Origin of the sequence: Nonomuraea sp. NPDC049309, from assembly GCF_043196965.1 — a bacterium.
GTDB classification, from domain to species: domain Bacteria; phylum Actinomycetota; class Actinomycetes; order Streptosporangiales; family Streptosporangiaceae; genus Nonomuraea; species Nonomuraea fastidiosa.
The window spans coordinates 375,085-401,207 of sequence record NZ_JBICSH010000002.1; the positions used below are offsets into that span (position 1 = coordinate 375,085).

Sequence of the window (26,123 nt, forward strand, 5' to 3'; positions counted from 1 at the left end):
AGCTACAGGACGGCCGCCGCCGCCTTCGCCGCGGCGGGAAGCGCGTCGGCGATGCGGCCGAGTGCCTCGTCGTCGTGCGCGGCCGACAGGAACCACGCCTCGTACGCCGACGGCGGCAGGTAGACGCCCTGGTCGAGCATGCTGTGGAAGAAGGCCTTGAACGCCTCGGTGTTCTGCGTCCGCGCCTCGTCGAAGTTCGTCACCTCGGCCTCGGTGAAGAAGATCGAGAACAGGCTGCCCGCCCGCTGCAACCGGTGCGGCACGCCCGCCGCGCGCAGCGCCTCGGAGGCGGCGTCGCCCACCGCCGTGGCCGCGGCCTCGACCTTCCGGTACGCCTCGTCGTCCAGGTTGCGCAGCGTGGCCAGGCCGGCGGCGCAGGCCAGCGGATTGCCCGACAGCGTGCCCGCCTGGTAGACGGGGCCCTCAGGCGCGAGGTGGGCCATGATGTCCGCCCGGCCGCCGAACGCCGCCGCCGGCAGCCCGCCGCCCATGACCTTGCCGAAGGTCATCAGGTCGGCGTCGACCGGGTCGAGGCCGTACCAGCCGGCCTTGGAAACGCGAAAGCCCGTCAGCACCTCGTCGACGATGAGCAGCGCGCCGTGCCGCGTGCACAGCTCGCGCAGGCGGGCGTTGAAGCCGTCGCGCGGCGGCACGACGCCCATGTTGGCCGGGCACGCCTCGGTGATCACGCACGCGATCTCGGCCGCCGCGAACGCCGCCTCCACGGCCGCGATGTCGTTGTACGGCAGCACGATCGTGTCGGCCGCCGACGCCCCCGTCACGCCCGGAGTGTCGGGCAGCCCGAACGTCGCCACCCCCGACCCCGCCGAGGCGAGCAGCGCGTCCACGTGGCCGTGGTAGCAGCCGGCGAACTTGATCACCTTGGACCGGCCGGTGAAGCCCCTGGCCAGGCGCACCGCGCTCATCGTCGCCTCGGTGCCGGAGCTGACCAGGCGCACCTTCTCGACCGGTGCGACCCTGGCCACGATCTCCTCGGCCAGCTCGACCTCGCCCGGCGTGGCCGTGCCGTAGGAGAAGCCGGCCGCCACGGCCTCGGAGACGGCCTCGACGACGGCCGGGTGGCGGTGTCCCAGGATCATCGGGCCCCAGGAGCAGATGAGGTCGACGTAGCGGTTGCCGTCGGCGTCGGTGATGTAGGGGCCCTGCCCCGAGACCATGAACCGCGGTGTGCCGCCCACCGCTCCGAACGCGCGCACCGGGGAGTTGACGCCTCCCGGGACGGCGTCGCGGGCGCGGGCGAACAGGTCTTCGGAGTTCTTCGTACGACTCACCCACCCAGGGTAGCCGCAGGCGCACCCGCTCCCCGGAGCGGGCGGGGGCGCCGTACCGGCCGAGGACGCGGGCTCAGTCGGCGAGCCACTCCAGGATGCGCAGCGGGTCGGGCAGCGGCCGGCCGTCCGGCGGGCGCAGCCAGCTCACCGTCTGCCCGTTGGGCATCAGGGACGGCGGGGCGAGGACGTAGCTGTCGCGGCAGTGCCAGCGCAGTCCCGGCGTGTCGTCGATGGTGGCCGGGTCGCAGTCGAGGTGGCAGGACCACCACTCGTCCTCGTCCTCGGGGTTACCGCGCGTGGCGACATAAAACAAGACCCGGTCGCCTCTGGCGGCGACCGGGCCCGGGTGTGCCCCGGCGGCGTCGATTCGGGTGAGCGCCGACAGGCCGGCGGCGAGCGGTACGTCGAAGACGTCGAACACGCGGCCCGTGGGCAGGATGATGTTGGTCTCGGGTTCGTTCTGCCACCAGCGCGTGAGCGTGGCGGCGTCGGTCGTGGCCTGCAGATGCCAGGCGGGCGACAGCGGATGCGCGCCCGGGTCGGGACAGCCGATCCGGTCACAGGAACACGCGCGCGGGCCCTGGCGCAGCGGGTGGGCGCCGGGCACGACCGGCCAGCCCATGGCGGCGTATTCGAGCACGGTCTCGATGCGCGTCGGCCGGGACCGCTTTTTGGTACGCCGAGCCAGAGGTACCCCCACCATGGTCTCTCCCGTCAGAAAGTCACAGCGCCTGAGGAGGCCCCGGATCGCGGGTGGCAGGCGGGCCGATGACGGCGGCCTGCAGCAGGGCAGCGAAAGCCTGCGCCTGCGTCACACGCGGGACACACCAGCACTTGTCATGCAACTCTAACCCACACGCCCCAGGCGTTGACGGGAAACCCCTTGGTTAGAGCGTGCGCGCCACTTCCGTCGCCCAGTACGTGAGGATCAGGTCGGCCCCCGCCCGCTTGATCGCGACAAGCGACTCGCGGATCGTCCGCTCGCGGTCGATCCAGCCGTTGGCCGCGGCGGCCTCGATCATCGCGTACTCGCCGCTCACCTGGTAGGCGGCCACCGGCACGTCCACCTCGGCGCGGACACGGGTGATGACGTCGAGATAGGGCATGGCGGGCTTGACCATGACGGCGTCGGCGCCTTCGGCCAGGTCGAGCCTCACCTCGCGCAGCGCCTCCTCCAGCGGCCCCGCCGGGTCCTGCTGATGGGTGCTGCGGTCGCCGAACTGCGGCGCGCACTCGGCGGCGTCGCGGAACGGGCCGTAGAAGGCGGAGGCGTACTTGACGGAGTACGCCAGGATCGGCACGCCCGAGTGGCCCGCCTTGTCGAGCGCGGCCCTGATGGCGCCCACCTGGCCGTCCATCATGCCGCTCGGCGCCACCATCTGGGAGCCGGCCTCGGCCTGCGCCACCGCGATGGAGGCGTACCGCTCGAGCGTGGCGTCGTTGTCGACGTCGCCCGACGGCGTCAGGATGCCGCAGTGTCCGTGGTCGGTGAACTCGTCGAGGCACGTGTCGGCCATGACCACGAGCGCGTCGCCGACCTCCGACACCACGTCGCGCAGCGCCACCTGCAGCACGCCGTCGGGGTCGTCGGCGGCCGAGCCGCGCGCGTCCTTCACCGCGGGCACGCCGAACAGGATGACACCGCCCACCCCGGCCTCGGCGGCCTCGTGTGCGGCCTTGCGCAGCGAGTCGCGGGTGTGCTGGTAGACGCCCGGCATCGAGGGCACCGGCTGCGGCTCGGTGATGCCCTCCTTGGCGAACAGCGGCAGGATCAGGTCCGCGGGGTGCAGCCTGGTGCCCGAGACCATGCGGCGCATCGCCGGGGTGCCGCGCAGCCTGCGCGGGCGGGCGATGGGGAACTGCGCGCTCATCTGGCTCTCCTCCTCGCGCCACGGCGGTTCTGTGAGGGACGGCGCGGCGTGTCGCCGGCCGCCAGCGCCGCCTGGCGCTGCTTGGCTCCGAACTCGGCCAGCGCGGCGGCCAAGGCGGTGGCGGATGGCTTGTCGGCCATGACGTCGACGCGGAGCCCGAACTCCTCGGCCGTCTTGGCCGTCTGCGGCCCGATCACGGCGATCACGGTGACGTTGTGCGGCTTGCCGGCGATGCCCACGAGGTTGCGGACCGTGGACGACGAGGTGAAGAGCACGGCGTCGAAGCCGCCGCCCTTGATGGCCTCGCGGATCGGCGCGGGCGGCGGCGCGGCGCGCACCGTGCGGTAGGCGGTGACGTCGTCGCACTCCCAGCCCAGCTCGGTGAGCCCCGCCACGAGCGTGTCGGTGGAGATGTCGGCCCTCGGCAGCAGCACGCGGTTGATCGGGTCGAGCATGGAGTCGTACGGCGGCCACTCGGCCACCAGGCCCTCCGACGACTGCTCACCGGAGGGCAGCAGGTCGGGCTTGACCCCGAACTCGATGAGCGCCTTGGCGGTGGCCTCGCCCACGGCCGCCACCTTCAGCCCGGCGAAGGCCCGCGCGTCGAGCCCGTACTCCTCGAACTTCTCGCGCACCGCCTTGACGGCGTTGGCGCTGGTGAAGGCCACCCACTCGTAGCGGCCGGTGACCAGGCCCTTGATCGCGCGGTCCATCTGCTGCGGGGTGCGCGGCGGCTCGACCGAGATGGTCGGCACCTCCTCGGGCACCGCGCCGTAGGCCACGAGCTGCTCGGACAGGCTGCGGGACTGCTCCTTCGTCCGCGGGACCAGCACCCGCCAGCCGAACAGCGGCTTGGTCTCGAACCACGACAGCTTGTCCCGCTGGGCGACGGCGTCGCCGACCACGATCAGCGCGGGCTCGGTGAACCCGGCGTGCTTGAGGTCGGCCTGCAGCCGGCCGAGCGAGGAGACCACGGTGTACTGCTCGGTGGTGGTGCCGCCGCTGCTGACCGCCACGGGCGTGGTGTCGGGCTTGCCGCCGGCGATCAGCGCCTTGCCGATGGCCACCGCGTCGGAGACGCCGTTGTAGATGACCAACGTGCCCTTGCAGCCGGCGTGCACGGCCCAGTCCTGCTCCTGGGCGGCGTCGACGATCCTGAACTCGGGCACGTCGCTCGCCGGCGGGATGCCGGCGTAGGCGAGCACGGCGGTCGCGGGCGGCACGCCGGGCACGATCTCGAAGTCCACCTCCGCCGCGGTGCAGGCCGCGGCCTCCTCGGAGATCGAGGAGAACAGCATGGGGTCGCCGGGGCACAGGCGCACCACGAGCTGGCCGCGCGCGGCGCGCTGCACGAAGTCGCCTTCGGCGACCTCGACGCCCTCGCGGCAGTGGCGCAGCAGCGGTCTTTGCGTCTCGGAGTCGAGCACCACCGCGTCGGCCTTGCCGAGCAGCTCGGCGGCGCGGACCGTGAGCAGATTGGGATCGCCGGGACCCGCGCCGACGAACGCGACGAATCCGGAGGTTGGACTATCGGAGCTCAATGGGAATGCTCCCCCATCAATCTGTCGGCCCCTTCGGCGATCATCTCGGCCGCGAGGCGGCGGCCCAGGTTCGCTGCCTCCGAAGGAGAGCCGGCGGCGGACTTGCGGACCGTTTCGCGGCCGTCGATGGAGACGACAACAGCGGTCAGGTTCAGAGTGTGCCCGTCATCGAACGCGAAAGCACCCACCGGAGCCGAGCAGCCGGCTTCGAGTGCGCTCAGCAGGGCGCGTTCGGCGGTGACGGCCGAGCGGGTGGCCGGGTCGTCGAGCACGGACAGCGCCTCGACGAGGTCGGGGCGGTCGGCGCGGCACTCCACGGCCAGCGCGCCCTGGCCGGGGGCGGGCAGCAGCTCCTCGATCTCGAAGACCTGCGCGATCTCGGCGGCCCTGCCGATCCTGGTCAGCCCGGCGGCGGCGAGCACGACCGCGTCGAGCTCGCCCGAGGTGACCTTGCCGATGCGCGTGTCGGCGTTGCCGCGGATCGGGACGTAGTCGAGGTCGGGGCGCAGCGCGCTGAGCATGGCGACGCGGCGCGGCGAGCCGGTGCCGACCTTGGCGCCCGGCTGCAGGTCGGCGAACTTGTGCAGGCCGACGAGCGCGTCGCGGTGGTCGTGGCGGGACGGCAGCGCGGCCAGCGTGAAGCGCGGGTCCTGCGTCGTCGGCAGGTCCTTGAGCGAGTGGACGGCGAAGTCGATCTCGCCTTCGAGCAGCTTGTCGCGCAGCGCGCTGACGAACACGCCGGTGCCGCCGAGCTGCGCGAGGTGCGCCTTGGTGACGTCGCCGTACGTGGTGATGCCCACCAGCTCGACGGGGGTGCCGGTGCGCTCGGTGAAGGCGTCGGCCACCATCTGGGACTGCGTGGTCGCAAGGAGGCTGCGCCGGGTGCCGAGCCGCAGAGCGGACCTCGTCACAGCTCCACCTCCCTCACGGCCTCGGGCATCTTCGGATCCAGGTTGAACAACTCGCGCAGCGCTTCCGCATAATGATCGCCCCCCGGGCAGGTGGCGAGCTGCTTGACACGCACGGTGGGCTCGTGGAGCAGCTTGTCCACCACCCGCTGCACGGTCATGGCGACCTCGTCGCGGGTGCGCTGGTCGAGGTCGGGCACCCGCATCAGCAGGCGGCCCAGCTCCGACTCGACGACGCCCGCCGCCTTCTTGCGCAGCGCCACCACGGTCGGCGTCACCCTGGAGGCCCGCTCGGCGTCGAGGTAGGCGCGCAGCTCCTCGGCCACCAGGGCGCGCACGGCAGGCACCGCGTCGCCCTCGCGCGAGCCGATGCCGGACTCCTGGATGGTCTCCAGGTCGACCAGCGTGACCCCCGGCACCTCGCGCACGGCCGGATCGATGTCGTGCGACAGCGCCAGGTCCAGCAGAAACACCGGCTTGACCAGCATATCCGCCGTGACGATGTGCCTGCCCGCGCCGGTGCAGGCGATCACGATGTCGGCGTTGGCCAGCTCGTCGGCCACGGCGGAGAACTCGACCGCCCGCCCGCCGACGGACGCGGCGAGCCTGGCGCCCCGCTCGTACGTGCGGTTGGCCACGACGATGTCGGTCACCCCGGAACGCGCGAGCGTCGCGGCGGCCAGCGAGCTCATGGAGCCGGCGCCGATGACCAGCGCCCGCCGCCCGGCCAGCTCGCCCGCCAGCGCGAGCCCGGCCGAGACGAGGGACGCGCCGTGCTTGTCGATGCCGGTCTCGTGGTGGGCGCGCTTGCCCACCCGCAGCGCCTGCTGCACCAGCTCGTTGAGCGTGGCGCCGACGGTGCCCTGGCGCTGGGCGAGCTTGAGCGCCTGGCGCACCTGCCCGAGGATCTGTCCCTCGCCGACCACCATCGAGTCGAGGCCGCACACCACGGAGAACAGGTGCTCGACCGCCCGCTCCTCGTAGTGGACGTACAGGTGGGGGATGAGCTCCTCCACCGGGACGCCGGAGTGCACGCCGAGCAGCCCGCTGATCGAGGTGACGGCGGCATGGAAGCGATCGACGGTGACGTAGACCTCGACCCTGTTGCAGGTGGAGACCACCATGGCCTCCGCCACGCAGGGATCGTGCTGCACGTCGTGCAGGAGCTTGACGAGGGCGTCACCGGTGACGGAGACGCGCTCGAGGAGTCCCACCGGTGCGGTCCGGTGGCTGAGCCCGACAGCCAGAACGCTCATTGACCGTCCACCGCCATGAGTGGCCCCCCAGCCTTGCGTTGCTCGTGGAACGCGAGAATCTGCAGTTCTATTGACAGGTCGACTTTCCGTACATCGACGGTCTCCGGCACGGAGAGCACGACGGGGGCGAAATTCAGAATGCTGGTCACGCCCACGGCGACAACGCGATCGCACACTTCCTGCGCCGCTGCCGCCGGTGTCGCCAGAACCACGATCGAAACTCCACGCCGTTTGATCACGGCTTCCAAGTCGTCGATGTGCTCAACATTCAACCCCGCGATGGTCTCGCCCACGACTTCGGGGTCGGCGTCCACGAGCGCCGCGACCCGGAAGCCCCTGGAGACGAAACCTCCGTAGTTGGCCAGCGCGCGGCCGAGGTTACCGACTCCGACGATCGCGACCGCCCAGTCCTGCGTCAGGCCGAGCTCGCGGGAGATCTGGTAAACGAGGTACTCGACCTCATAGCCTACGCCGCGGGTGCCGTACGAGCCGAGGTGCGAAAGGTCCTTGCGGAGCTTGGCGGAGTTGACCCCCGCCGCGTTGGCGAGGTCTTCCGAGCTCACGGTCGCGATGCCCCGCTCGGCCATCCCGTGCAGCGCCCTGAGGTAAAGCGGAAGCCTGGCGACCGTCGCCTCGGGGATGCCGCGGTCACGGGGCTGGGACGGGCGGCTCTTCACGTGCCGGTGCTCCAGGGGACGGGCGGCTTGGGGACCGCGTTAACGGAATCGGACCGTCTTTCAGGTTAATCCCTTTGTGAACCGATGCACAAAGTCAGCAGAGGTACGGTTGCGTCATGCATCGCATCACCCTGCTCGGCAAACCCGGCTGTCACCTGTGTGACGACGCGCGCGAGATCATCGCCAGGGTCGCGGGCGAGCTCGGCGTGCCGTGGGAGGAGATCAGCATCGACTCCTCCGAGGAGCTCAAGGAGAAGTACTGGGAGATGATCCCGGTCACACTGATCGACGGCGTGCAGCACGACTTCTGGCGCGTGGACGAGGCGAGGCTGCGCGCGGCGCTCACGTCCTGAGCATCTCCTGAGCCGCGACTCCCGCGTCAGTACATGACGGTGGGCAGCGGCACCACCTTGGCGGCGTTGACGTCGAGCTCGATCACGTTGGTGGCCAGCACCATCGACTGGCGGTCGTTGACGAAGCGCTCCACGTGGGGCTGGCGCATGTGGTCGCGGTAGGCCACCTCGTCGCGGTAGAGCTCGTAGACGATGCGCTGCAGCGGGGCCGACTTGACGGCGTGGCAGGCGTACACGAGCGTGTCGGGCTCGCCCCTGCGCACGGCCTCGACCGTGGCCTCGGCCAGCCGGTCGAACGCCTCGCCCGCGCCGTCCATGAGCGTGAAGACGGTGAGCATGCCGTAGATGTTGGGCGACAGCCTGCCGGATGCGGCCTGCTGCTGTGCGGGCGAGAACAGGTCGGCTCCGGGGTAGACGGCGCCGGTGGCGGGCGCGGCGGGCGAGAGCTTGTAGTCGGGGCGCTGGGGCGGGGCGCCGTTCATGATGTAGCCGGTGGAGGGGCCGCCGTCGTCGGGCGCGGGCGGCGCCATGCGGGAGGCGTAGTCGACCTCGCGGTCGCCCGCGCGGTATTCGGCCACCAGGTCGCCGAGCCCCGACGACCTGCGCGGCGGCGCGGGCGGCAGGTCGGCGGGCGCGGGCTCGGGCGCGCGGCGGCGTCCCGGCGCCTCGTCGCGGAACATGGGCCGCTCGTCGGGCGCACCCTCGTGGTGCATCGCGCGCTCGCGCGGGACCCGCTCCTCACGCCGCGGCGCGCGCTCAGGGATCTCGTCGTCGAAGTCGTCCTCGTCGTCCTCGTACGGCGCCAGCGGCCGCAGCACGCAGTACCAGACCGCCGCCGCCGCGACGGCGAGCAGCACGGTGGCGAACAGACCGGGCACGGCGAACCTCATCGCGCCGATGAGCGCGAGCCCCGACGGCACGATGACCGCGGTGGCGTGGAGGTTGTCGGTGTCGTACTCGTCGCCGTTGCGCCATCTGACCCCCGCCACGACGAGCATCACCAGCATGACCAGCGCGGCGACGGCGTGGACGCCGGTGAGCAGGTAGCTGGGGACGATGTTCCAGTGGGTCACGGCCCTGGGCAGCGTCTTGCCCATGTCCTCGGTCTTGAGCGGGTCCCAGACCATGATGACGGTGGCCACGAAGGTCAGGGCGGAGCCGAGCAGCCAGGCGAGGAATCTCGGCGGCACCTTCTCGGCGAGCAGCTGCACGAGCCCGATGGCCAGCCAGAGGGGCGCCAGCATCGACCCGGTCACCTGGAAGATCCGGAACGTGACGCCGCCGAAGCCCATGAAGGATCCCAGTGCGATCACCGCGAGTGACAGGCATAGCCCTACGAGCGCGACGATCCAGGCGATCAACCAGCCCTCGGACTCCTCGCGAAGGCGTTGGATCAGGGCGGCCGTGGCGATACCGGCCAGGATCGCACCGGCAAGAGCTATGACAGCAACGAGGATCTCCATGGTGACTCCAATGCTGCCGGACAATGCCTCCCAGCCGGTAGCCGAAGAGGGAACGGGTCGGTCAACCACGGTATCTGCCGATTACGCCTAGTCATGCATGACTTCCGTGGATTGTGGATTTTCCAGTTGATTTCTAGAGTGTTCGAGCACGCCGCACCCCTTACCCCCAGGGATACCGGATGCCTGACTCGTCGCCGTTCGCCGGGCTGCTGGCGCCGGCCGTCGCCGGCCCCGCCCGGACGGGCGAGCTCAGCGTGCGCGAGGACGCGACCGACGACCTCCGTACGCTCGTGATGCACGCCAAGAACGGATGCACGCAATCCTTTGGCACGCTCTACGACCGCTACGTGGACCTCGTCTACCGCTACATCTACTTCCGGGTCGGCTCGCACCCGCTGGCGGAGGACCTGACCAGCGAGACCTTCCTCCGCGCGCTGCGCAGGATCGGCGATTTCACCTGGCAGGGCCGCGATTTCGGCGCCTGGCTCGTGACCATCGCGAGAAACCTCGTGGCCGACCATTTCAAGTCCGGCCGCTACCGGCTGGAGATCCCCACGGGCGAGATCATCGACGTTCCGCTCGACGGCTCCCACATCCCCGAGAACGCCGTGGTCACGGCCATCATCAACGACCGGGTGCTGCGTGCCGTCCGCGAGCTCAATCCCGAACAGCAAGAATGCGTCGTCCTGCGCTTCCTGCACGGCCTCTCGCTCGCGGAAACCGCGCTGATCATGGGAAAGAAGAGTGGAGCGATCAAAGCGCTGCAGTTCCGTGCCGTACGAGCGCTGGCCAGGGCGCTCAAGCACGACCTGGCGTAACCTCCGCAATCCGCCCCTCGTTAGGACAGGTGTCATGACCGTGACGCTCGGGAGCCGTGGTGATGAGTAGCGCGCGCGAGCGGCGGGAACGCGTGCTCATGCACCTCAACGAGCTGCGCAGGCTCCCCATCGGGGGCCTGCCCGAGCCCGCGTTCAAGGAACGGCTGCGCGCCGAGCTGCTGTCGGGCGCTCTGGCCACGGCCGCCCGCCCCGCTGACGACGCCCCGGAGACCGGCGGCCTGCACGGGCCTGCGCGCGAGACGGCCGTCAAGGCGCGCGGGCGCCGCCGCCGGTCCCGTGGCCGTCCCCTGCTGTCCCAGCTCGCCACCGTCGGCCTGGTGGCCGCGCTGATGGTGTCCTCGTTCGCGACGTACCGCGCGGTGCCCGGAGACTCGCTCTACCCGCTCAAGCGCGCCGCCGAGAGCACGCTCGTCCGCCTCACCTCCGACGACGCCGAGCGCGCCGCGCGCGAGCTGGACTCCGCCAAGACCCGCGCCAAAGAGGTCGCCACCCTGCTCGGCTCGTCTAACAACGGGCCGCTGGTGGGCAAGACGCTCAAGGACATGGAGGAGTCCACCCGCGCGGGCATCAGCCGGCTGGAGCGCGCGGAGCCGCGCTCGCCGAAGATCAAGAAATTCGCGCGGGACCAGAAGAAGGTCGTCGAGCCGATGCTCGAGCAGCTCAACGAGGTGGACCAGGCGCAGGCACAGGGGTACCTCAGCTACATCGAAGGTCTGGTCGCACCCGAGTAGGTCGTTAAGCTGAAGCCCATGTGGCGGCTCTTGCGACGACGACAGGAAGCGCAGCCGGAGGTCGCGGGCGAGGCGGCGGCACAGGCGGCGGTCACCGTCGCGCCCGCCGAGCCCGACCTCGAGTCCGCGGCCTTCTTCGACGTCGACAACACCATGATGCGCGGCGCGTCGATCTACCACTTCGCCCGCGGCCTCGCCACACGCGGCCTGTTCACCACGAAGGACCTGCTCAAGTTCGCCGTCGGCCAGGCCGTCTTCCGGCTGCGCGGCAACGAGAACCCCGAGCACATCGCGGTGGCCAGGGAGACGGCCCTCGCGTTCGTCGCGGGCGCCAAGGTGGACGACGTCGTACGCCTCGGCGAGGAGATCTACGACGAGGTCATGGCCGACCGCATCTGGGGCGGCACCCGCGCGCTCGCACAGGAGCACCTCGACGCCGGGCAGCGGGTCTGGCTGGTCACCGCCACCCCCATCGAGCTGGCCAGGGTCATCGCGCAGCGGCTCGGCCTGACCGGCGCGCTCGGCACGGTCGCCGAGACCAGCAACGGCGTCTACACCGGCCGGCTGGTCGGCGACCTGCTGCACGGCCCCGCCAAGGCGGAGGCGGTGCGCGCGCTGGCCCGCAGGGAGGGCCTCGACCTCACCCGCTGCACCGCCTACAGCGACTCGGCCAACGACCTGCCGATGCTCTCGCTCGTCGGCCACGCCGTGGCCATCAACCCCGACAGCGAGCTGCGCGAATACGCGAAAAAGCACGACTGGCCGATCAAGGACTTCCGCACCGGCCGCAAGGCCACGCTCGCCGCGCTGCCGATCGCGGCCGGGGTCGGCGCGGTGGCGGGCGGCGTCGCCGCCGGCATCGCCCTGCGCCGCCACCACCGCCGCTGAGACGCGCGGGAACGCCCCTGCGGGCACCGGCGCCCAGCGCTCAGGGCAGGTCCTCCCGCGCCTGAGGGGCGTGCTCGTGGAGCGGATGCGAGCCCCGTCGCGCCGGGGAGGTCAGAGGATCGGGAAGGCGTGGCCGCGGCGCAGGCGCAGCTCGTTGAGCATCTGCTGGATGACCTCGCGCACGTGGTCGGTGATGTTGAAGACCAGCATGGGGTCGTCGGCGGCCGACGGGTCGTAGTCGTCGGTGCGGATCGGCTCGCCGAACTCGATCATCCACTTCGACGGCAGCGGCACCAGGCCGAGCGGCCCGAGCAGCGGGAAGAACGGGGTGATCGGCAGGTACGGCAGCCCCAGCAGCCGCGCGAGCGACTTCAGGTCGCCGATCTTGGGGTAGATCTCCTCGGCCCCGACGATCGCGGTGGGCACGATCGGCGCGCCCGCCCGGATGGCGGAGGCCACGAAGCCGCCGCGCCCGAAGCGCTGTAGCTTGTAGCGCTCGGAGAACGGCTTGCCGACGCCCTTGAAGCCCTCGGGGAACACGCCCACCAGCTCGCCCTTGCGCAGCAGCCGGTCGGCGTCCTCGCGGCAGGCCAGCGTGTGGCCGGTCTTGCGCGCCAGGTGGCTGAGGAAGGGCAGCTGGTAGACCAGGTCGGCGCCGAGCAGCCGCAGCGGCCTGCCCACCTCGTCGTGCAGCGCCACCTGCAGCATGAGCGCGTCGACCGGCAGCGTGCCCGAGTGGTTGGCCACGATGAGCGCGCCGCTGTCTTCGGGGATGTTCTCGTGCTCCAGCGTCTCGCCCCTGAACCAGTGGCGGTAGAGCGGCCGCAGCAGCTCCAGCACGACCTTGTCGGTCAGCTCGGGGTCGTAGCCGAACTCGTCGACCTCGTAGTCGCCGGTGATGCGCCGGCGGATGAAGGCCAGCGCCCTGGCGACGGACTCGGCCAGGGGATCGGTCTCGGGCTCGTCGTACGACGGCGCCGCGGTGATGGGGATCACCCGGCCTTCCTCTTCGTGCGCTGGGCGGGACGCGCTCATGGGCGGGCTCCCACCGGTCGCAGCCCGCGCGAACGCAGGAAGTCGTCGAAGGCCGCTCCGGTGCTGAACTTGGGTCTCCAGCCCAGCTCGGCCTCCAGGCGCGCGGTGTCGACGGCCCGGCCGTGACACATCAGCCTGAGCTGCTCGGGTGAGTATTCGACCAGCCCGAGCCTGCGCGCCGCGCCCCCGAGCACCTTGAAGGCGGGCGAGAGCAGCGGCAGCGACGGGCGGCCCGCCCTGCGCGCGCACTGCGACAGCAGCAGCACGCCGGCCCCGGCCACGTTGTACGTGCCGGGGTGGTCCTCGGTCGCCATCCGGCGCAGCACCTCGACCGCGTCGTCCTCATGGACGAACTGCAGCCGCGGATCGAAGCCGAGCACGGTCGGCAGCACCGGTTGGGTGAAATAGCGCGTCAGCGGCGAGTCGACGCCTGGACCCATGAAGTTGGCGAAGCGCAGCAGCGACACCGTGACGTCGGGACGCCGCCGCGCGAAGCCGCGTACGTAGCCCTCGACCTCGACCGCGTCTTTGGCGTAGCCGTGGACGGGGCCCTCGTGCGGCTCCAGGTCCTCGGTGAAGACCGCGGGATCCCGCGGCGACGAGCCGTAGACGGCGGTGGTGGAGCGCACCACCACGCGCCGCACGGTCGCCGACCGCTGGCACGCGCCGAGCAACTGCATGGTGCCGATGACGTTGTGCTCCTTCATGGCGGCCCTGCCCCCGTTGCGTGAGGGGGCGCTGACCAGGCTCATGTGCACAACGGTGTCGATGTCCGCGGCCGCGATCACCTGCGCGATGTCGGGGCTGCGGAGATCCACCCGGACGAACTCCGTCCGGCCGAGTGAGACGCCCCCGTCTCGCGTGAGCGAGGGGGGCGGCACGGTGTCGACTCCGATGACACGGCTGATGTCCGGGTCTGCCGCCAGAACGCTCGCCACCCGGGCGCCGATGTGGCGCGAGACCCCGGTGACGAGCACGGTGTGGGTCATCAGCGCCTCGCAGCTGCGTCGGTTACTTCTTGTTGCGCCGCTGGATGCGCGTCTTCTTCAGCAGCTTACGGTGCTTCTTCTTAGCCATCCGCTTGCGGCGCTTCTTGATCACAGAGCCCACGGGACCCCCAGGTACTGATAGCAAGTCTGAAACGGAGTGCGAGCGCACACCGGCTCACAGACTACCGGCGATCCACGGTAGATCGCCCCTCGGGGGTGAGTGCCCGGCCGTACCAGCGGGCGGCCGGGCCTCTCCCGCGATGGCACTCACGACACGCTCGGGCGTGTCGCTACGTCAACCTGCCTCGATGTAGGCCTCCCGGAGATAATCGTGTACCGCCTGCTCAGGCACCCTGAACGAGCGGCCGACTCGGATGGCCGGCAGCTCGCCGGAGTGGACGAGCCGGTACACCGTCATCTTGGACACCCTCATGACCGTCGCCACTTCTGCGACGGTCAGGAACTTCACCTCGCTGAGAGGTCTTTCGCCTGCACCCATCGGACGCCTCTTCCGCACGTGTTTCCGGGTTATCCCCACTGGTGCCATTGCTCACGCACGTGTACTGCCGTCAGCGTAAGTCGGGACTCCGAGTGCGCAAACCCCCTATTTTTCCAGTCAGCGGAGTCACCTGTCAGCCGAACCAGCGAAATCGCTGGCCAACCGCCTGGCCAAGCACCTCACTCGGACGCTGGAACTGTCCAAGCTGCCACATATAAGAGTCGCCGAGGCCGGGTCTCAAGTTGGCAAAGGGACAGCGAGCCTCTTGGAATGCAGGCGCGAAAAGACGGTATGGGGAGGACCGTTATCGACTCAAAGGGCTCGTGAGACTTCTGTGACCAGTCTCTCCGTCAACGGAGCGTAATAACGGGGTAGCACGTTGTCGTCGAGTGGCACGACCACGTCAAGCTTGCCTTCCGCCTCTCCGACGAAGAGCCCGGGGTCGTTGCAGTCGGCGAAGGCGACCGTCGGCACGCCGGCCTCGCCCGCCGCGCCGGCCCACCCGTGGTCGGCGATCACCAGGTCGGGGAGGTCGCCGTCCAGCTCGTCGAGCATGTGGCGCATGGGGGCCGCGTCGTGGGTGTGCACGAGGGCGCCGCGGTCGTCGAGCATGGCGACGTCCTGGAGGTAGCGGATCCGCCGCGGCCTGCCGAAGTCCGACCCCGAGTACGACCAGCCCTCGGCGGGCGTCAGCAGTGTCGCGCCCTGGGACACGCAGAAGGCCGCGAGCGGCAGGTGGATCGCCAGCAGGCCCGTAGGGTGCCCGGTGGCGAACAGGATGCGCGGCTCGGGCCGCGACAGCACGGCGGCGATGCGCTCGGCCATCGCGTCGAGCGCGTCGATCGTCAGGTCGGGATCGATGGTGTCCTGGCCCCAGCGGTGGTCGGGATCGGCGACGACGCCCGCGGACTTGGCCATGAGGGCGAGGATGTCGCGGTAGGACCACGGGTGTTCGAAGGTCAGGCCGAGCGCGTAGTAGGGATCTCCGTTGGCGAGCGAGCTGTAGTGGTCGAGGTTGTTCTCGCGGGAGGTCGCGACATCGCCGGCGATGCGGCTTCGGACAAGGTGCTCTCGGAGTTCGTCGCGGCTCAGCACTGCTTCATTCCTCGTCAGGGCATCGGATCGAGGCCGTGCAGGGGGAACACCGCTTGCCGGGTCGCCATGACCGCACGGTCAATGGGGTCCGCAGGATCATAACCACCAGAAAGGTGATTAAATTCCGGATTGCGGCCGTCCGTCATGGTAAGCGGTGGTGTTTCCCCCGTACGCTCGCGGACGAACCGCCGCCACGCCTCGGGGGTCGGCGTGGCCGGGTCGATCGGATGCCCCGATTGCTCGGCCATCAGGTGCGTCCACGCCCGCGGCACCACCTGCACCAGCTCGTAGCCGCCACCGCCGGTCGCGACCCACCGCCCGCCGGCCGTCTCGTGCGCCAGCCGGTGCAGCGCCTCGTAGGCGGTCCGCTGGCCGTCGAGGCTCAGCATCAGGTTGGCCAGCGGGTCGAGCGCGTGGCTGTCGCAGCCGTGCTGGGTGACCAGGATCTCCGGCCCGAACTCGTGCAGCAGCGGCGGCACCACCGCGTCGAAGGCCCGCAGCCAGCCCGCGTCGCCGGTGCCGGCCGGGAGCGCGACGTTGACCGCCGTGCCGTCGGCGCCCGTCTCGTGGGGGAAGCCGGTGCCGGGGAACAGCGTGCGCGGGCTCTCGTGCAGGCTGATCGTCAGCACCCTGGAGTCGTCGTAGAACATGGTCTGCACGCCGTCGCCGTGGTGCACGTCGACGTCCACGTACGCGATGCGCTCGACCCCCTGGTCGAGCAGCCACGCGATGGCCAGCGCCGGGTCGTTGTAGACGCAGAAGCCGCTCGCCATGGCGGGCATCGCGTGGTGCAGCCCGCCCGCGACGTTGACCGCGTGCTCGGCCGCCCCCTCGTAGACCGCGCGGGCGGCGGCGACCGAGGCTCCCGCGATGAGCGCCGACGCCTCGTGCACGCCCTTGAACGCCGGGTTGTCGGTGGTGCCCAGCCCGACGCTCGTGTCGGGCAGGCCGGTGGCGGACACGCGCTTGACGGCCTCGATGTAGCCGCGGTCGTGGATGCGGGCCAGCTCGTCGTCCGTCGCGGGGACGCAGCCGGCCATCTCGACCTTGTCGAGCACGCCCATCTCGCGGGCCAGCGCCATGGTCAGCTCGACGCGCACGGGAGCCAGCGGGTGGCTCGGGCCGAAGTCGTAGGAGGTCAGAGCGTCGTCCCAGATCACCCGTGCCGAACGGCTCATACCAACCCCTCTGCCGCGTGCCCTCGCCTTGCGCCGACGTTACCGCAGCGCGGACCGCTGGCTGTAGACCGGCCCTGAGCGGCCCGTCGCGAGGCCACCGATATCGACATGTCGTGACTTAGGGTTACGAGCGTGCGGGTGGCAGGGACGTTCCTGAGGATCGTGCGGTTCTTCCGCCGGCCCACGGTGTTCGACCGGACGCTGGTGATCGTGCTGTCCGTCCCCACGCTGATCGGCTGCGCCTTCCTGGCGGCGAACGGCGAAACGGCGCGGGCGCTCGGCATCGCGCTGTACGCGGCGGGCGCGCCGGTCCTGCTCGTGCGCCGCAGCCGGCCGATCTACCCGGTCTGCGTGTTCGCGGCGATCGACGTCGCCCTCATGTTCACCGGCATCGCCTCGAACGTGCCCCCTGGCCTGCACACCATCGTCGCCCTCTACAGCCTGGGCCGCTACACGTCGGGCCGCGCGCTCGCGATCACCTCCGTGGCGGGCTACGCCGGGTACGCCACCGCTTTCGAGCTGACCCTGCGCGGCGCGGGCGGCTGGCTGGCCGCGCTGTTCATGGTCGGCCTGTTCGTGGGCGCGGGGCAGTTCGCCAGACTCAGGGCCGAGCTGAGGGAGCGCGCCACCCGCGAGGCCGCGGACGCCGCCGTACGCGCCGAGCGGCGGCGCATCGCCAGGGAGCTGCACGACGTCGTGGCGCACCACATCACCGTGATCAACGCGCTGGTCGGCGGGGCCAGGGCCACGCTGCCGCCCGAACAGGAGGTCACCAGGGAGGCCCTGGAGAGCGCCGAGCAGACCGCCCGCCAGGCCATGTCGGAGATGCGGCGGCTGCTCGACGTGCTCAGGGCCGACGGCAACGAGGAGCCGGACGCGGCGACCGGGGTGGGCGCCGACCGGTTACCCGCGCTCATCAAGGAGGCCAGGTCGGCCGGGCTGCCGGCCAGCCTGACCGTGACCGGCGAGCCCGTCGAGCTGCCCGCCGCCGTGGACCACGCCGTGTACCGGATCGTCCAGGAGGCGCTCACCAACACCCGCAAGCACGCCGCGGGGGCCAGGGCGAGCGTGCGGCTGACGTACGAGCCCCAGGCCGTGGAGGTCGAGGTGCTCGACGACGGCCTGGCCACGGACGGCGGCGCGCCCGGCTTCGGGCTCGGCGGCATGGCCGAACGGGTGGCCCTGTGCGGCGGCCGGCTCACGACGGGTCCCAGGCCGGAGGGAGGGTTCCGGGTGCACGCCCGCATCCCGCTGGAGAACGCATGACCGCCGGAGAGCGGCGGCCGGCCGGAGAGCGAGGGCCCGTGGGGCGAGGGCAGGGCGAGCAGCGGCCGGCGGAGGAGCCGGCGCCGATCAGGGTGCTGCTCGCCGACGACCACGCGCTCGTCCGCAGGGGCTTCAAGCTGATGCTGGACGCCCAGCCCGACCTGGGCGTGGTCGGCGAGGCGGCGGACGGCGAGCAGGCGGTGGAGCTGGCCGGGCGGCTGCGTCCCGACGTGGTGCTGATGGACCTGCACATGCCCGGCATGGACGGCGTACGCGCCACCGAGCTGATCACCGCCGGGCTGCCGCAGGTGCGGGTGCTCGCGCTGAGCACGTTCGACCTGGACGAGAACGTGGTCGCGGCGCTGCGCGCCGGCGCCGCGGGCTTCCTGCCCAAGGACGTCTCCCCCGAGGAGCTCATCGAGGGCGTACGCGTGGTGCACCGCGGCGAGTCGGCGGTCGCGCCCCGGCTGCTGACCAGGCTCATCAGCACGTTCGTCCGCGCGGCCCGGCCCGCCGGGCGGCCCCGCACCGAGCCCGCACGACCGGAAGGGCTGCCCGAGCTGACCGCCCGCGAGCGGGAGATCCTGGTGCTGATCGCGCGCGGCCGGTCCAACGCCGAGATCGCCGCCGAGCTGGCCGTCTCCCCCTCGACCGTCAAGAACCACGTGACGAGCCTGTTCGCCAAGATCGGGGCGAGGGACCGGGCGCAGGCGGTGATCGCCGCCTACGAGGCGGGACTCGTCCGCCCCGGAGAGTAGGACCAGGCTCCCAAAGCGCCGCCCGCGAAACGGTTCGCGGGCAGGAGGTGCACGAGCAGGCCCGGCGGCACGCTGAGACCATGACCGCCATCACGGCAACGAATCTCAGCAAGCGTTACGGCGACACCGTGGCGGTGGACGACCTGTCGTTCACCGTCGAGCCCGGCCGGGTCACCGGCTTCCTCGGACCCAACGGCGCGGGCAAGTCCACCACGATGCGCATGATCCTCGGGCTCGACCACCCCTCGGGCGGCTCGGCGCTCGTGGGCGGAAGACCGTACGCGGAGTTACGGCACCCGCTGCGCACGATCGGCGCACTGCTCGACGCCAAGGCCGTGCACGGCGGCCGCAGCGCGCGCAACCACCTGCTCGCCATCGCCCAGAGCAACGGCATCCCGGCCCGCCGCGTCGAGGAGGTGCTGGAGACCGTCGGGCTCGGCGGGGTCGCACGGCGCCGGGTCGGCGGGTTCTCCCTCGGCATGGCGCAGCGGCTCGGCATCGCCGCGGCGCTGCTCGGCGACCCCGAGATCCTGATGTTCGACGAGCCGGTCAACGGCCTCGACCCGGACGGCATCCTGTGGATCCGCACGCTCATGCGCGACCTCGCGGCCGAAGGACGGACCGTGTTCGTCTCCAGCCACCTCATGAGCGAGATGGCCCAGACCGCCGACCACCTCATCGTGATCGGCAAGGGCCGGCTGATCGCCGACACGAGCGTGGCGGAGTTCATCGGGCGCAGCTCGCAGGGCTACGTACGGGTCCGCTCGCCCCGGCTCGCCGAGGTCGCCGAGCTGATCAAGGTGGGCGAGCTGCACCACGACCACCTGCGGGTGGCCGCGATGAGCACGCTGGAGATCGGCACGCTCACCGCGCGCGTCGGCCTGCCCCTGGAGGAGCTGACGTACGTGCAGCCCTCGCTCGAAGCCGCGTACATGGAGCTCACCAAGGACAGCCTGGAGTACTCGTCATGATGGACGTCGTCAGGTCCGAATGGACCAAGATCCGCTCAGTGCGCTCCACGGTGTGGACGCTCGTCGTCACCGTGCTGCTCATGATCGGCTTCAGCGCGCTGCTCAGCGGCTCGGCCCGCGTCAACGGCGGCGGACCGCTCACGCTCTCCAACGCGCTGAGCCTCTCGGTCGCCGGAGGACTGCTCGCCACGATCTCGCTGGCCGCGCTGGGCGTGCTGGTGATCTCCAGCGAGTACCGTACGGGCGGCATCAGGACGACGCTGGCGGCCGTGCCGAACCGCTACAAACTGCTGACCGGCAAGCTCATCGTGTTCACCGCGACGGCCCTCGTGGCGGCCGCGGTCTCCACGGCCGCCGCGATCGCCATCGGCCTGGCCATCAGCCGGCCCATCGGGTTCGACCTCGCCGAGGTGGTCAGGGCCGGCTTCGGGAACACGCTCTACCTGACCGCGTGCGGGGTGTTCGGCTTCGGGCTCGGCACCCTCATCCGGCACACGCCGGGGGCGATCGTCTCGGCCATCGCGCTGATGATGGTGCTGCCGCAGCTCACGACCATGCTGCCGGGCGAGTGGGGCAGGGTCGTCTCCGACTACTTCACCACCAACGCCGGCTCCCTGATCGTCGCGCACCGGTCGAACGACTCGCTGGGGCCGTGGGCCGGGTTCGGGGTGTACCTCGCCTGGATCGCCGTGTCGGTGCTCGCGGGGGCCGTACTGATGCGGCGGCGCGACGCCTGAACGGGACCGGCCCTCCGGTGACGGCGCGACGCTCAACGGGGGGCCGGCGGCACGTCACTCGGCGCGCAGGGCGGCGACCGGGTCCACGCGGCCCGCCCTGCGCGCGGCGGGCGGCTCAGCCGGAGGCGAGCTCGCGGCCGCGGTCGCGGGCGGCCTCGATGGCGGCGAGGAAGGCCGCGCGCACCTTGTGGCGCTCCAGCTCCGCGATGGCCGCGATGGTCGTGCCGCCCGGCGAGGTGACGGCCTCACGGAGGATGACCGGGTGCTCGCCGGAGTCGCGCAGCATCACCGCCGCGCCCACGATCGACTGCGTCACCATGTCGAGCGCCGCCGCACGCGGCATGCCGAGCAGGATGCCCGCGTCGACCATGGCCTCGACGAGGTAGAAGAAGTACGCGGGCCCGCTGCCGGACAGCGCCGTGGCGGCGTCCTGCTGCGACTCGGGGATGCGCAGCACCTTGCCGACCGGGCGCAGCAGCTCCTCGGTGAGCTTGAGATGCTCCTCGCTTGCGTGCGCACCCGCCGAGATGACGCTCATCGCCTCGTCGAACCTGATCGGCGTGTTGGACATCACCCGCACCACCGGCACCTCGCCGCCGAGCCGCTGCTCCACGAACGACGTGGTGATGCCGGCGGCCGCGCTGATCACCAGGCTCGACGACGGCACGTAGGAGGCGATCTCGGCCAGCAGCGTGCCCATGTCCTGCGGCTTGACGGCCAGGATGAGGGTGTCGGCGGCCTTGGCCGCCTCAGGGTTGGAGACGACGCGCACGCCGTACGTCTCGCGCAGCGCCTGGGCCCGCTCCGCCCGGCGCGTGGTCGCGAGGACGTCGCCCGGCTTGAACCCGGCACGCAACAACCCCGACAGCAGGGCCTCGCCCATCTTGCCCGTGCCCAGAATCGCGATCATTTTCGGAGCCCCTCGTACGGAACGAACGCGGATCTCGCAGCTTATCGGCTAGCGCCGCGACAGCAGCGAGCGCAGGAAGAACGTGAGGTTCCGAGGTCGCTCCGCCATACGGCGCATGAGATAGGGATACCAGTCGGAGCCGTACGGCACGTAAACGCGCACCTGCGACCCCTGCCCCGCCAGGCGGAGCTGCTCGTCGGGGCGTACCCCGTAGAGCATCTGGTACTCGAAGCCGGTGGCGTCGCGGCCGGCGAGCTCGGCGAGCGCGGCGGCGATGCGCAGCAGCCTGGGATCGTGGGTGGCGACCATGGGGTAGCCGGTGCCCGCCATGAGCACTTTCAGGCACCGTACGTACGAGCGGTCGATGTCGGCCGGCCTGGTGTAGGCGCCGGGCGCGGTGTAGGCCCCCTTGCACAGGCGTACGCGGGCGCCGCCCAGCTTCTCGCACCGGTCGATCGAGTCGGGCAGATAGGACTGCACGACCACGCCCACGTCGGGATGGCGGCGGCGCAGATCGGCGTGCACGGCGTGCAGGGCCGGGATCGTGTCGTGCTCCTCGGCGTCGAGCGTGACCGTGATGCCGCGCTCGCCGGCGGCGGCGCAGATGTCCTCGGCGTTGCCGAGCGCGAGCCGCTGCGACAGCCGCAGCCCGAGCGCCGTGAGCTTGACCGAGACGTCGGCCCCCGCGGGCAGCAGGTCGAGCAGCCGCAGGTAGTGGCCGACGGACTGCCGCGCCGCGGCCTCGTCGGTGACCTCCTCGCCGAGATGGTCGACCGAGACCAGCAGCCCCTGGCGGGTCAGCTCGCCGACCACGCGGGAGACGTCGTCGGCGACGTACCGGCTGACGACGTCCTTGGTGAGCGGCGAGGTGGTGATGAGCCGCTCGGCGCGCCGGCTCTTGGAGAGGGCGAGCATGGCCTGACGGAGCACGTGATCCACACTAACCACTGAACCCTGGCTGAGCACCGATCCGGCCCCTCTTGAAACGCGCCTTTTCATCGAGCCCTCTCGAACCGCCTAGATCGGGCCCTCCAGACCACGCCCTCTCGACCCGCGCCCTCTCAACCCGCGCCCTCTCAACCCGCGCCCTCTCAACCCGCGCCCCCTGAAACCTGCCCTCTCGACCCACGCCCTCTCGAACCTGCCCTCTCAACCCGCGCCCTGTCGAACCTGCCCTCTCAACCGCGCCTGCTGAAACTTCCCTCTCAACCCGCACCTTCGTGAACCGCCCCCTCGCGAACCGCCTCCTCTTGAACCGGCGCTCGGCGGAATCCGTCGTAGGGGTATGCGGACTATGACAGCGACTCTCCTGGCCGGATGTCTGGCGCTCGTGGCGGGCTGCGCGTCCGAGCAGCCCTCGCAGCCGGCGCAGCGGGTGGCCGCCACGACCCCGGCCAGGCCGCCGGTGGCGTCGGAGCCGGTCTCCCCCGCGCCCACCAAGAAGCCCGAGGCGGTCAAGCCGCAGGGCAACGCGATCAACGTGCGCAAGGTCGGCTGGACCAAGGCCAAGCCGGTGGCGAAGGGCCGTCAGGTCCAGCTCACGTGGTGGTCGGGGGTGGAGCCGTGCACGATCCTCGACCGGGTCGAGGTGAAGGAGACGTCCAAGAAGGTCACGATCACCCTGTACGAGGGCGCCGCGCCCAAGGCCAGGAACATGGCCTGCATCATGATGGCGGTCGAGAAGACCACCACGGTCAAGCTCAAGAAGCCGCTGGGCGAGCGGAAGCTCGTCGACGGCGCCAAGATCAAGTAGGCCAGGGATCCGGGCAGGGGCCGCTGCGGCGCGTCGCGGGGTCCGGCATCAGCCGGGCCCCGTTTCCGTACGTCCCGGACCTTCCCCGGGTCATCCGAGGCGCGGCCGTCGCCCTCCGCAGGCGATGCGCACACCCGAACCACCCCGTAAGCGATCCACAGCCCGGATCGCCCAGAACCGTCCGCATCCGCCTGGATCGCCCGGCGAAGCCTCCCGCACGCCCAAGCCACCACAACACCGCCGCCGCACCCGAGCCACCCGGAATCGGTCCGCACGCCTTTGACGTCCTTGCCCCGCCGGGCTCTCGGCGCCCCCTGTCGGCCCCACACCCCCGGCGCGGCCGCGCAACCCCGCGCCCCTGACGTGACCCTGAGGTGTCCCTGAACCTGCCGGCGCCCGGAACCCGGAGGGCGACCGCCCACGTTGCCCCGAATGTGCGTCTTTACCGCTTTTTTCTCCCTCTCAGGGGGAATGCATCGGGACTCAGGGGGGTTGAGTCGAGTAGGCTCAAGTCGTTTGACAAAGGCGACACCCATCCATAGGTTGAGTCGCAAGGACTCAACTTTGACTACAAGGACGTACTCATGGCACGTGCGGTAGGTATCGACCTGGGGACGACCAACTCCGTCGTCTCGATCCTCGAGGGCGGTGAGCCCACCGTCATCGCGAACGCGCAGGGCTCGCGGACCACGCCGTCCGTGGTCGCCTTCGCGAAGAACGGCGAGGTCCTCGTCGGTGAGGTCGCCAAGCGGCAGGCCGTCACCAACGTCGACCGGACCATTCGCTCGGTCAAGCGCGAGATGGGCACCAACTGGACGAAGGAGATCGACGGCAAGAAGTTCTCGCCGCAGCAGATCAGCGCCTTCGTGCTGCAGAAGCTCAAGCAGGACGCTGAGGCGTACCTCGGCGAGAAGATCACCGACGCCGTGATCACCGTCCCCGCCTACTTCAACGACGCCCAGCGGCAGGCCACCAAGGAAGCCGGCCAGATCGCGGGCCTCAACGTGCTCCGCATCATCAACGAGCCGACCGCGGCGGCCCTCGCCTACGGGCTCGACAAGGAGCAGGACCAGACGATCCTGGTCTTCGACCTCGGTGGCGGCACCTTCGACGTGTCGCTGCTCGACGTCGGCCAGGAGGACGGTCACGGCTTCGTCGAGGTCAAGGCCACCTCCGGTGACAACCACCTCGGTGGTGACGACTGGGACCAGCGCATCGTCGACGAGCTGATCAAGCGGTTCCAGAACGCGCACGGCGTCGACCTGTCCAAGGACAAGATGGCGCTGCAGCGTCTGCGCGAGGCGGCCGAGAAGGCGAAGATCGAGCTGTCCGCCCAGTCCGAGACCACGATCAACCTGCCCTACATCACCGCCTCGTCCGAGGGCCCGCTGCACCTCGACGAGAAGCTGACCCGCGCCGAGTTCCAGCGGCTCACGGCCGACCTGCTCGAGCGCTGCAAGGGCCCGTTCCACCAGGTCATCAAGGACGCCGGCATCAAGGTCTCCGACATCGCCCACGTGGTGCTCGTCGGCGGCTCGACCCGCATGCCCGCCGTCACCGACCTGGTCAAGGAGCTGACCGGCGGCAAGGAGCCCAACAAGGGCGTGAACCCGGACGAGGTCGTCGCCATCGGCGCGGCCCTGCAGGCCGGTGTGCTCAAGGGTGAGGTCAAGGACGTCCTGCTGCTCGACGTGACCCCGCTGTCGCTGGGCATCGAGACCAAGGGCGGCATCTTCACCAAGATCATCGAGCGCAACACGACGATCCCGACCAAGCGCTCCGAGGTCTTCACCACGGCCGAGGACAACCAGCCGTCGGTGCAGATCCAGGTCTACCAGGGCGAGCGTGAGATCGCGGCCTACAACAAGAAGCTGGCCACGTTCGAGCTGACCGGCATCGCGCCGGCGCCGCGCGGCATCCCGCAGATCGAGGTCACCTTCGACATCGACGCCAACGGCATCGTCAACGTCTCCGCCAAGGACCTGGGCACGGGCAAGGAGCAGACGATGACGATCACCGGTGGCTCCGCGCTGCCGAAGGAAGACATCGAGCGCATGATGCGCGAGGCCGAGTCCTACGCCGAGGAGGACAGGAAGCGCCGCGAGGAGGCCGAGGTCCGCAACAACGCGGACGGCCTCGCCTACCAGACGGAGAAGTTCCTCCGCGAAAACGACGACAAGGTCCCGGCCGACGTCAAGACCGAGGTCAACGACGCCCTGGCCGAGGTGAAGAAGGCGCTGGAGGGCACCGACACCGACGCCATCCGCACCGCGGCGGAGAAGCTCGCCACCGTGAGCCAGAAGATGGGTTCGGCCATCTACGCCGCCAGCCAGGCCCAGCAGGGCGCTGAGGGCGGCGCTCAGGACGCCTCGGCCGGTCAGGGCCAGAAGGCCGACGACGACGTGGTCGAGGCCGAGATCGTGGACGACGAGCCGAAGAAGGACCAGTGATGCCGGCTAGTGACCACCACGGGCACGAGGAGCCGGTGATCCGCGACAAGCGCAAGATCGACCCGGAGACGGGCCAGGTCAGGGAGCAGCCGCCCGCCGACGGCCAGCAGCGGCAGCCTCAGCAGGAGGCCGCCGCGCCGACCACAGGGCCGGCCGGCGAGCAGCCGCAGGAGCCGCAGGAGGGCGAGCTGGCCGCCCAGCTCGCCGAGCGGACCGCCGACCTGCAGCGTCTCCAGGCGGAGTACGTCAACTACCGCCGCAGGGTCGAGCGCGACCGCGTCGCGGTCCGTGAGCAGGCCGTGGCCGCCACGCTGACCGAGCTCCTGCCCGTACTCGACGACATCGGACGAGCCCGCGAGCACGGCGAGCTCACCGGGGGCTTCGCCAAGGTCGCGGAATCGCTGGAGTCCGTGCTCACCAAGCTGGGCCTCAGCTCCTTCGGGCAGAAGGGCGACCCGTTCGACCCGACCATCCACGAGGCGCTGATGCACAGCTACTCGTCGGAAGTGACCGAGCCGACCGCGGTCGAGGTGCTGCAGCCTGGATACCGGATGGGCGATCGGGTGCTGCGCCCCGCGCGGGTGGCCGTCGCCGAGCCGGGTGAGGACGCTCCAGCGGCGTCCGATGACGACCAAGAAAACTGACCACAAGGACGAAGGGCCG

At 70.8% G+C, this 26,123-nt stretch carries 27 protein-coding genes; 11 read left to right on the forward strand and 16 right to left on the reverse strand.

Going from position 1 to position 26,123, the window contains the following annotated elements; all coding sequences use genetic code 11:
• Nucleotides 1-2: 2 nt before the first annotated feature.
• The 7 genes from hemL to ACGFIM_RS15635 all read right to left on the reverse strand — a co-directional run bounded on the left by hemL (nt 3) and on the right by ACGFIM_RS15635 (nt 7,545).
• Nucleotides 3-1,292 (reverse strand): glutamate-1-semialdehyde 2,1-aminomutase, encoded by a 1,290-nt coding sequence (gene hemL, locus ACGFIM_RS15605; protein ID WP_393200491.1) that lies wholly within the window; start codon nt 1,290-1,292, stop codon nt 3-5.
• Nucleotides 1,293-1,365: 73 nt separating this feature from the next.
• Nucleotides 1,366-1,995, reverse strand: a complete 630-nt coding sequence (locus ACGFIM_RS15610) for a bifunctional DNA primase/polymerase (RefSeq protein ID WP_393200493.1) — start codon at nt 1,993-1,995, stop codon at nt 1,366-1,368.
• Nucleotides 1,996-2,179: 184 nt separating this feature from the next.
• Nucleotides 2,180-3,163 carry a porphobilinogen synthase gene (gene hemB / locus ACGFIM_RS15615; protein ID WP_393200495.1) on the reverse strand — a complete coding sequence of 328 codons (984 nt, stop codon included), beginning with the start codon at nt 3,161-3,163 and terminating at the stop codon, nt 2,180-2,182.
• On the reverse strand, nt 3,160-4,704 hold the full coding sequence (locus ACGFIM_RS15620; protein WP_393200497.1) for a uroporphyrinogen-III synthase: 1,545 nt from the start codon (nt 4,702-4,704) through the stop codon (nt 3,160-3,162). Before ACGFIM_RS15620 ends, hemB begins: the two co-directional genes overlap by 4 nt.
• On the reverse strand, nt 4,701-5,615 hold the full coding sequence (gene hemC, locus ACGFIM_RS15625) for a hydroxymethylbilane synthase (RefSeq protein ID WP_393200499.1): 915 nt from the start codon (nt 5,613-5,615) through the stop codon (nt 4,701-4,703). Before hemC ends, ACGFIM_RS15620 begins: the two co-directional genes overlap by 4 nt.
• Nucleotides 5,612-6,868, reverse strand: a complete 1,257-nt coding sequence (locus ACGFIM_RS15630; RefSeq protein WP_393200501.1) for a glutamyl-tRNA reductase — start codon at nt 6,866-6,868, stop codon at nt 5,612-5,614. The genes hemC and ACGFIM_RS15630 overlap by 4 nt, the downstream gene beginning before the upstream one ends.
• A complete protein-coding gene (locus ACGFIM_RS15635; RefSeq protein ID WP_364062262.1) occupies nt 6,865-7,545 on the reverse strand; it encodes a redox-sensing transcriptional repressor Rex in 681 nt (226 codons plus the stop codon). Before ACGFIM_RS15635 ends, ACGFIM_RS15630 begins: the two co-directional genes overlap by 4 nt.
• A 116-nt stretch (nt 7,546-7,661) precedes the next feature.
• Between ACGFIM_RS15635 and ACGFIM_RS15640 the strand changes: the two genes are divergently transcribed.
• A complete protein-coding gene (locus ACGFIM_RS15640; protein WP_364062259.1) occupies nt 7,662-7,898 on the forward strand; it encodes a glutaredoxin family protein in 237 nt (78 codons plus the stop codon).
• Nucleotides 7,899-7,924: 26 nt separating this feature from the next.
• Here ACGFIM_RS15640 and ACGFIM_RS15645 read toward each other — a convergent pair whose 3' ends face one another.
• Nucleotides 7,925-9,361 carry an antibiotic biosynthesis monooxygenase gene (locus ACGFIM_RS15645; RefSeq protein WP_364062256.1) on the reverse strand — a complete coding sequence of 479 codons (1,437 nt, stop codon included), beginning with the start codon at nt 9,359-9,361 and terminating at the stop codon, nt 7,925-7,927.
• 179 nt (nt 9,362-9,540) lie between these two features.
• Here ACGFIM_RS15645 and ACGFIM_RS15650 point away from each other — a divergent pair, with 179 nt between their 5' ends.
• From ACGFIM_RS15650 to ACGFIM_RS15660, 3 genes are all read left to right on the forward strand, one after another.
• Nucleotides 9,541-10,179 (forward strand): sigma-70 family RNA polymerase sigma factor, encoded by a 639-nt coding sequence (locus tag ACGFIM_RS15650; RefSeq protein ID WP_393200505.1) that lies wholly within the window; start codon nt 9,541-9,543, stop codon nt 10,177-10,179.
• A 62-nt stretch (nt 10,180-10,241) separates the two neighbouring features.
• Nucleotides 10,242-10,931 carry a DUF5667 domain-containing protein gene (locus ACGFIM_RS15655; protein ID WP_393200507.1) on the forward strand — a complete coding sequence of 230 codons (690 nt, stop codon included), beginning with the start codon at nt 10,242-10,244 and terminating at the stop codon, nt 10,929-10,931.
• 18 nt (nt 10,932-10,949) lie between these two features.
• Nucleotides 10,950-11,819: an HAD family hydrolase gene (locus tag ACGFIM_RS15660; RefSeq protein ID WP_393200509.1), complete on the forward strand. Its 870-nt coding sequence runs from the start codon at nt 10,950-10,952 to the stop codon at nt 11,817-11,819.
• 111 nt (nt 11,820-11,930) lie between these two features.
• Here ACGFIM_RS15660 and ACGFIM_RS15665 read toward each other — a convergent pair whose 3' ends face one another.
• From ACGFIM_RS15665 to ACGFIM_RS15690, 6 genes are all read right to left on the reverse strand, one after another.
• Nucleotides 11,931-12,815, reverse strand: coding sequence for a lysophospholipid acyltransferase family protein (locus ACGFIM_RS15665; RefSeq protein ID WP_393200511.1), 885 nt, complete (start codon nt 12,813-12,815; stop codon nt 11,931-11,933).
• Between the two features lie 35 nt (nt 12,816-12,850).
• Entirely contained in the window at nt 12,851-13,843 is a 993-nt protein-coding gene (locus ACGFIM_RS15670) for an NAD-dependent epimerase/dehydratase family protein (RefSeq protein ID WP_393200513.1), read from the reverse strand.
• 22 nt (nt 13,844-13,865) lie between these two features.
• Nucleotides 13,866-13,964 (reverse strand): 30S ribosomal protein bS22, encoded by a 99-nt coding sequence (locus ACGFIM_RS15675; protein WP_018654693.1) that lies wholly within the window; start codon nt 13,962-13,964, stop codon nt 13,866-13,868.
• A 174-nt stretch (nt 13,965-14,138) separates the two neighbouring features.
• Nucleotides 14,139-14,342, reverse strand: coding sequence for a helix-turn-helix domain-containing protein (locus ACGFIM_RS15680; RefSeq protein ID WP_026214222.1), 204 nt, complete (start codon nt 14,340-14,342; stop codon nt 14,139-14,141).
• A gap of 312 nt (nt 14,343-14,654) precedes the next feature.
• Nucleotides 14,655-15,437, reverse strand: a complete 783-nt coding sequence (locus ACGFIM_RS15685) for a phosphatase (protein ID WP_393200515.1) — start codon at nt 15,435-15,437, stop codon at nt 14,655-14,657.
• 14 nt (nt 15,438-15,451) lie between these two features.
• Nucleotides 15,452-16,615: an acetoin utilization protein AcuC gene (locus ACGFIM_RS15690; protein WP_393200517.1), complete on the reverse strand. Its 1,164-nt coding sequence runs from the start codon at nt 16,613-16,615 to the stop codon at nt 15,452-15,454.
• A gap of 132 nt (nt 16,616-16,747) precedes the next feature.
• On the opposite strand from ACGFIM_RS15690, the gene ACGFIM_RS15695 reads away from it, so the two are divergent.
• The 4 genes from ACGFIM_RS15695 to ACGFIM_RS15710 all read left to right on the forward strand — a co-directional run bounded on the left by ACGFIM_RS15695 (nt 16,748) and on the right by ACGFIM_RS15710 (nt 20,347).
• Nucleotides 16,748-17,881, forward strand: coding sequence for a sensor histidine kinase (locus tag ACGFIM_RS15695; RefSeq protein ID WP_393200520.1), 1,134 nt, complete (start codon nt 16,748-16,750; stop codon nt 17,879-17,881).
• A 38-nt stretch (nt 17,882-17,919) separates the two neighbouring features.
• The gene (locus ACGFIM_RS15700) at nt 17,920-18,639 is read left to right on the forward strand and encodes a response regulator (protein ID WP_393200522.1); all 720 of its coding nucleotides are present in this window, start codon (nt 17,920-17,922) and stop codon (nt 18,637-18,639) included.
• Nucleotides 18,640-18,719: 80 nt separating this feature from the next.
• Nucleotides 18,720-19,610 carry an ABC transporter ATP-binding protein gene (locus ACGFIM_RS15705; protein WP_393200524.1) on the forward strand — a complete coding sequence of 297 codons (891 nt, stop codon included), beginning with the start codon at nt 18,720-18,722 and terminating at the stop codon, nt 19,608-19,610.
• Entirely contained in the window at nt 19,607-20,347 is a 741-nt protein-coding gene (locus ACGFIM_RS15710) for an ABC transporter permease subunit (protein WP_393200526.1), read from the forward strand. The genes ACGFIM_RS15705 and ACGFIM_RS15710 overlap by 4 nt, the downstream gene beginning before the upstream one ends.
• Before the next feature lie 115 nt (nt 20,348-20,462).
• Here the strand turns inward: ACGFIM_RS15710 and proC are convergent, their stop codons facing one another.
• The gene (gene proC / locus ACGFIM_RS15715; RefSeq protein WP_393200528.1) at nt 20,463-21,257 is read right to left on the reverse strand and encodes a pyrroline-5-carboxylate reductase; all 795 of its coding nucleotides are present in this window, start codon (nt 21,255-21,257) and stop codon (nt 20,463-20,465) included.
• A 48-nt stretch (nt 21,258-21,305) separates the two neighbouring features.
• Nucleotides 21,306-22,187, reverse strand: coding sequence for a proline dehydrogenase family protein (locus tag ACGFIM_RS15720; RefSeq protein ID WP_393200530.1), 882 nt, complete (start codon nt 22,185-22,187; stop codon nt 21,306-21,308).
• A 364-nt stretch (nt 22,188-22,551) separates the two neighbouring features.
• Here ACGFIM_RS15720 and ACGFIM_RS15725 point away from each other — a divergent pair, with 364 nt between their 5' ends.
• The 3 genes from ACGFIM_RS15725 to grpE all read left to right on the forward strand — a co-directional run bounded on the left by ACGFIM_RS15725 (nt 22,552) and on the right by grpE (nt 26,104).
• Nucleotides 22,552-23,010, forward strand: coding sequence for a hypothetical protein (locus ACGFIM_RS15725; protein ID WP_393200532.1), 459 nt, complete (start codon nt 22,552-22,554; stop codon nt 23,008-23,010).
• A 584-nt stretch (nt 23,011-23,594) separates the two neighbouring features.
• Nucleotides 23,595-25,460 (forward strand): molecular chaperone DnaK, encoded by a 1,866-nt coding sequence (dnaK, locus tag ACGFIM_RS15730; protein WP_393200534.1) that lies wholly within the window; start codon nt 23,595-23,597, stop codon nt 25,458-25,460.
• Complete coding sequence (grpE, locus tag ACGFIM_RS15735; RefSeq protein WP_393200536.1) at nt 25,460-26,104, forward strand: nucleotide exchange factor GrpE; 645 nt, start codon at nt 25,460-25,462, stop codon at nt 26,102-26,104. Before dnaK ends, grpE begins: the two co-directional genes overlap by 1 nt.
• Nucleotides 26,105-26,123: the final 19 nt, after the last annotated feature.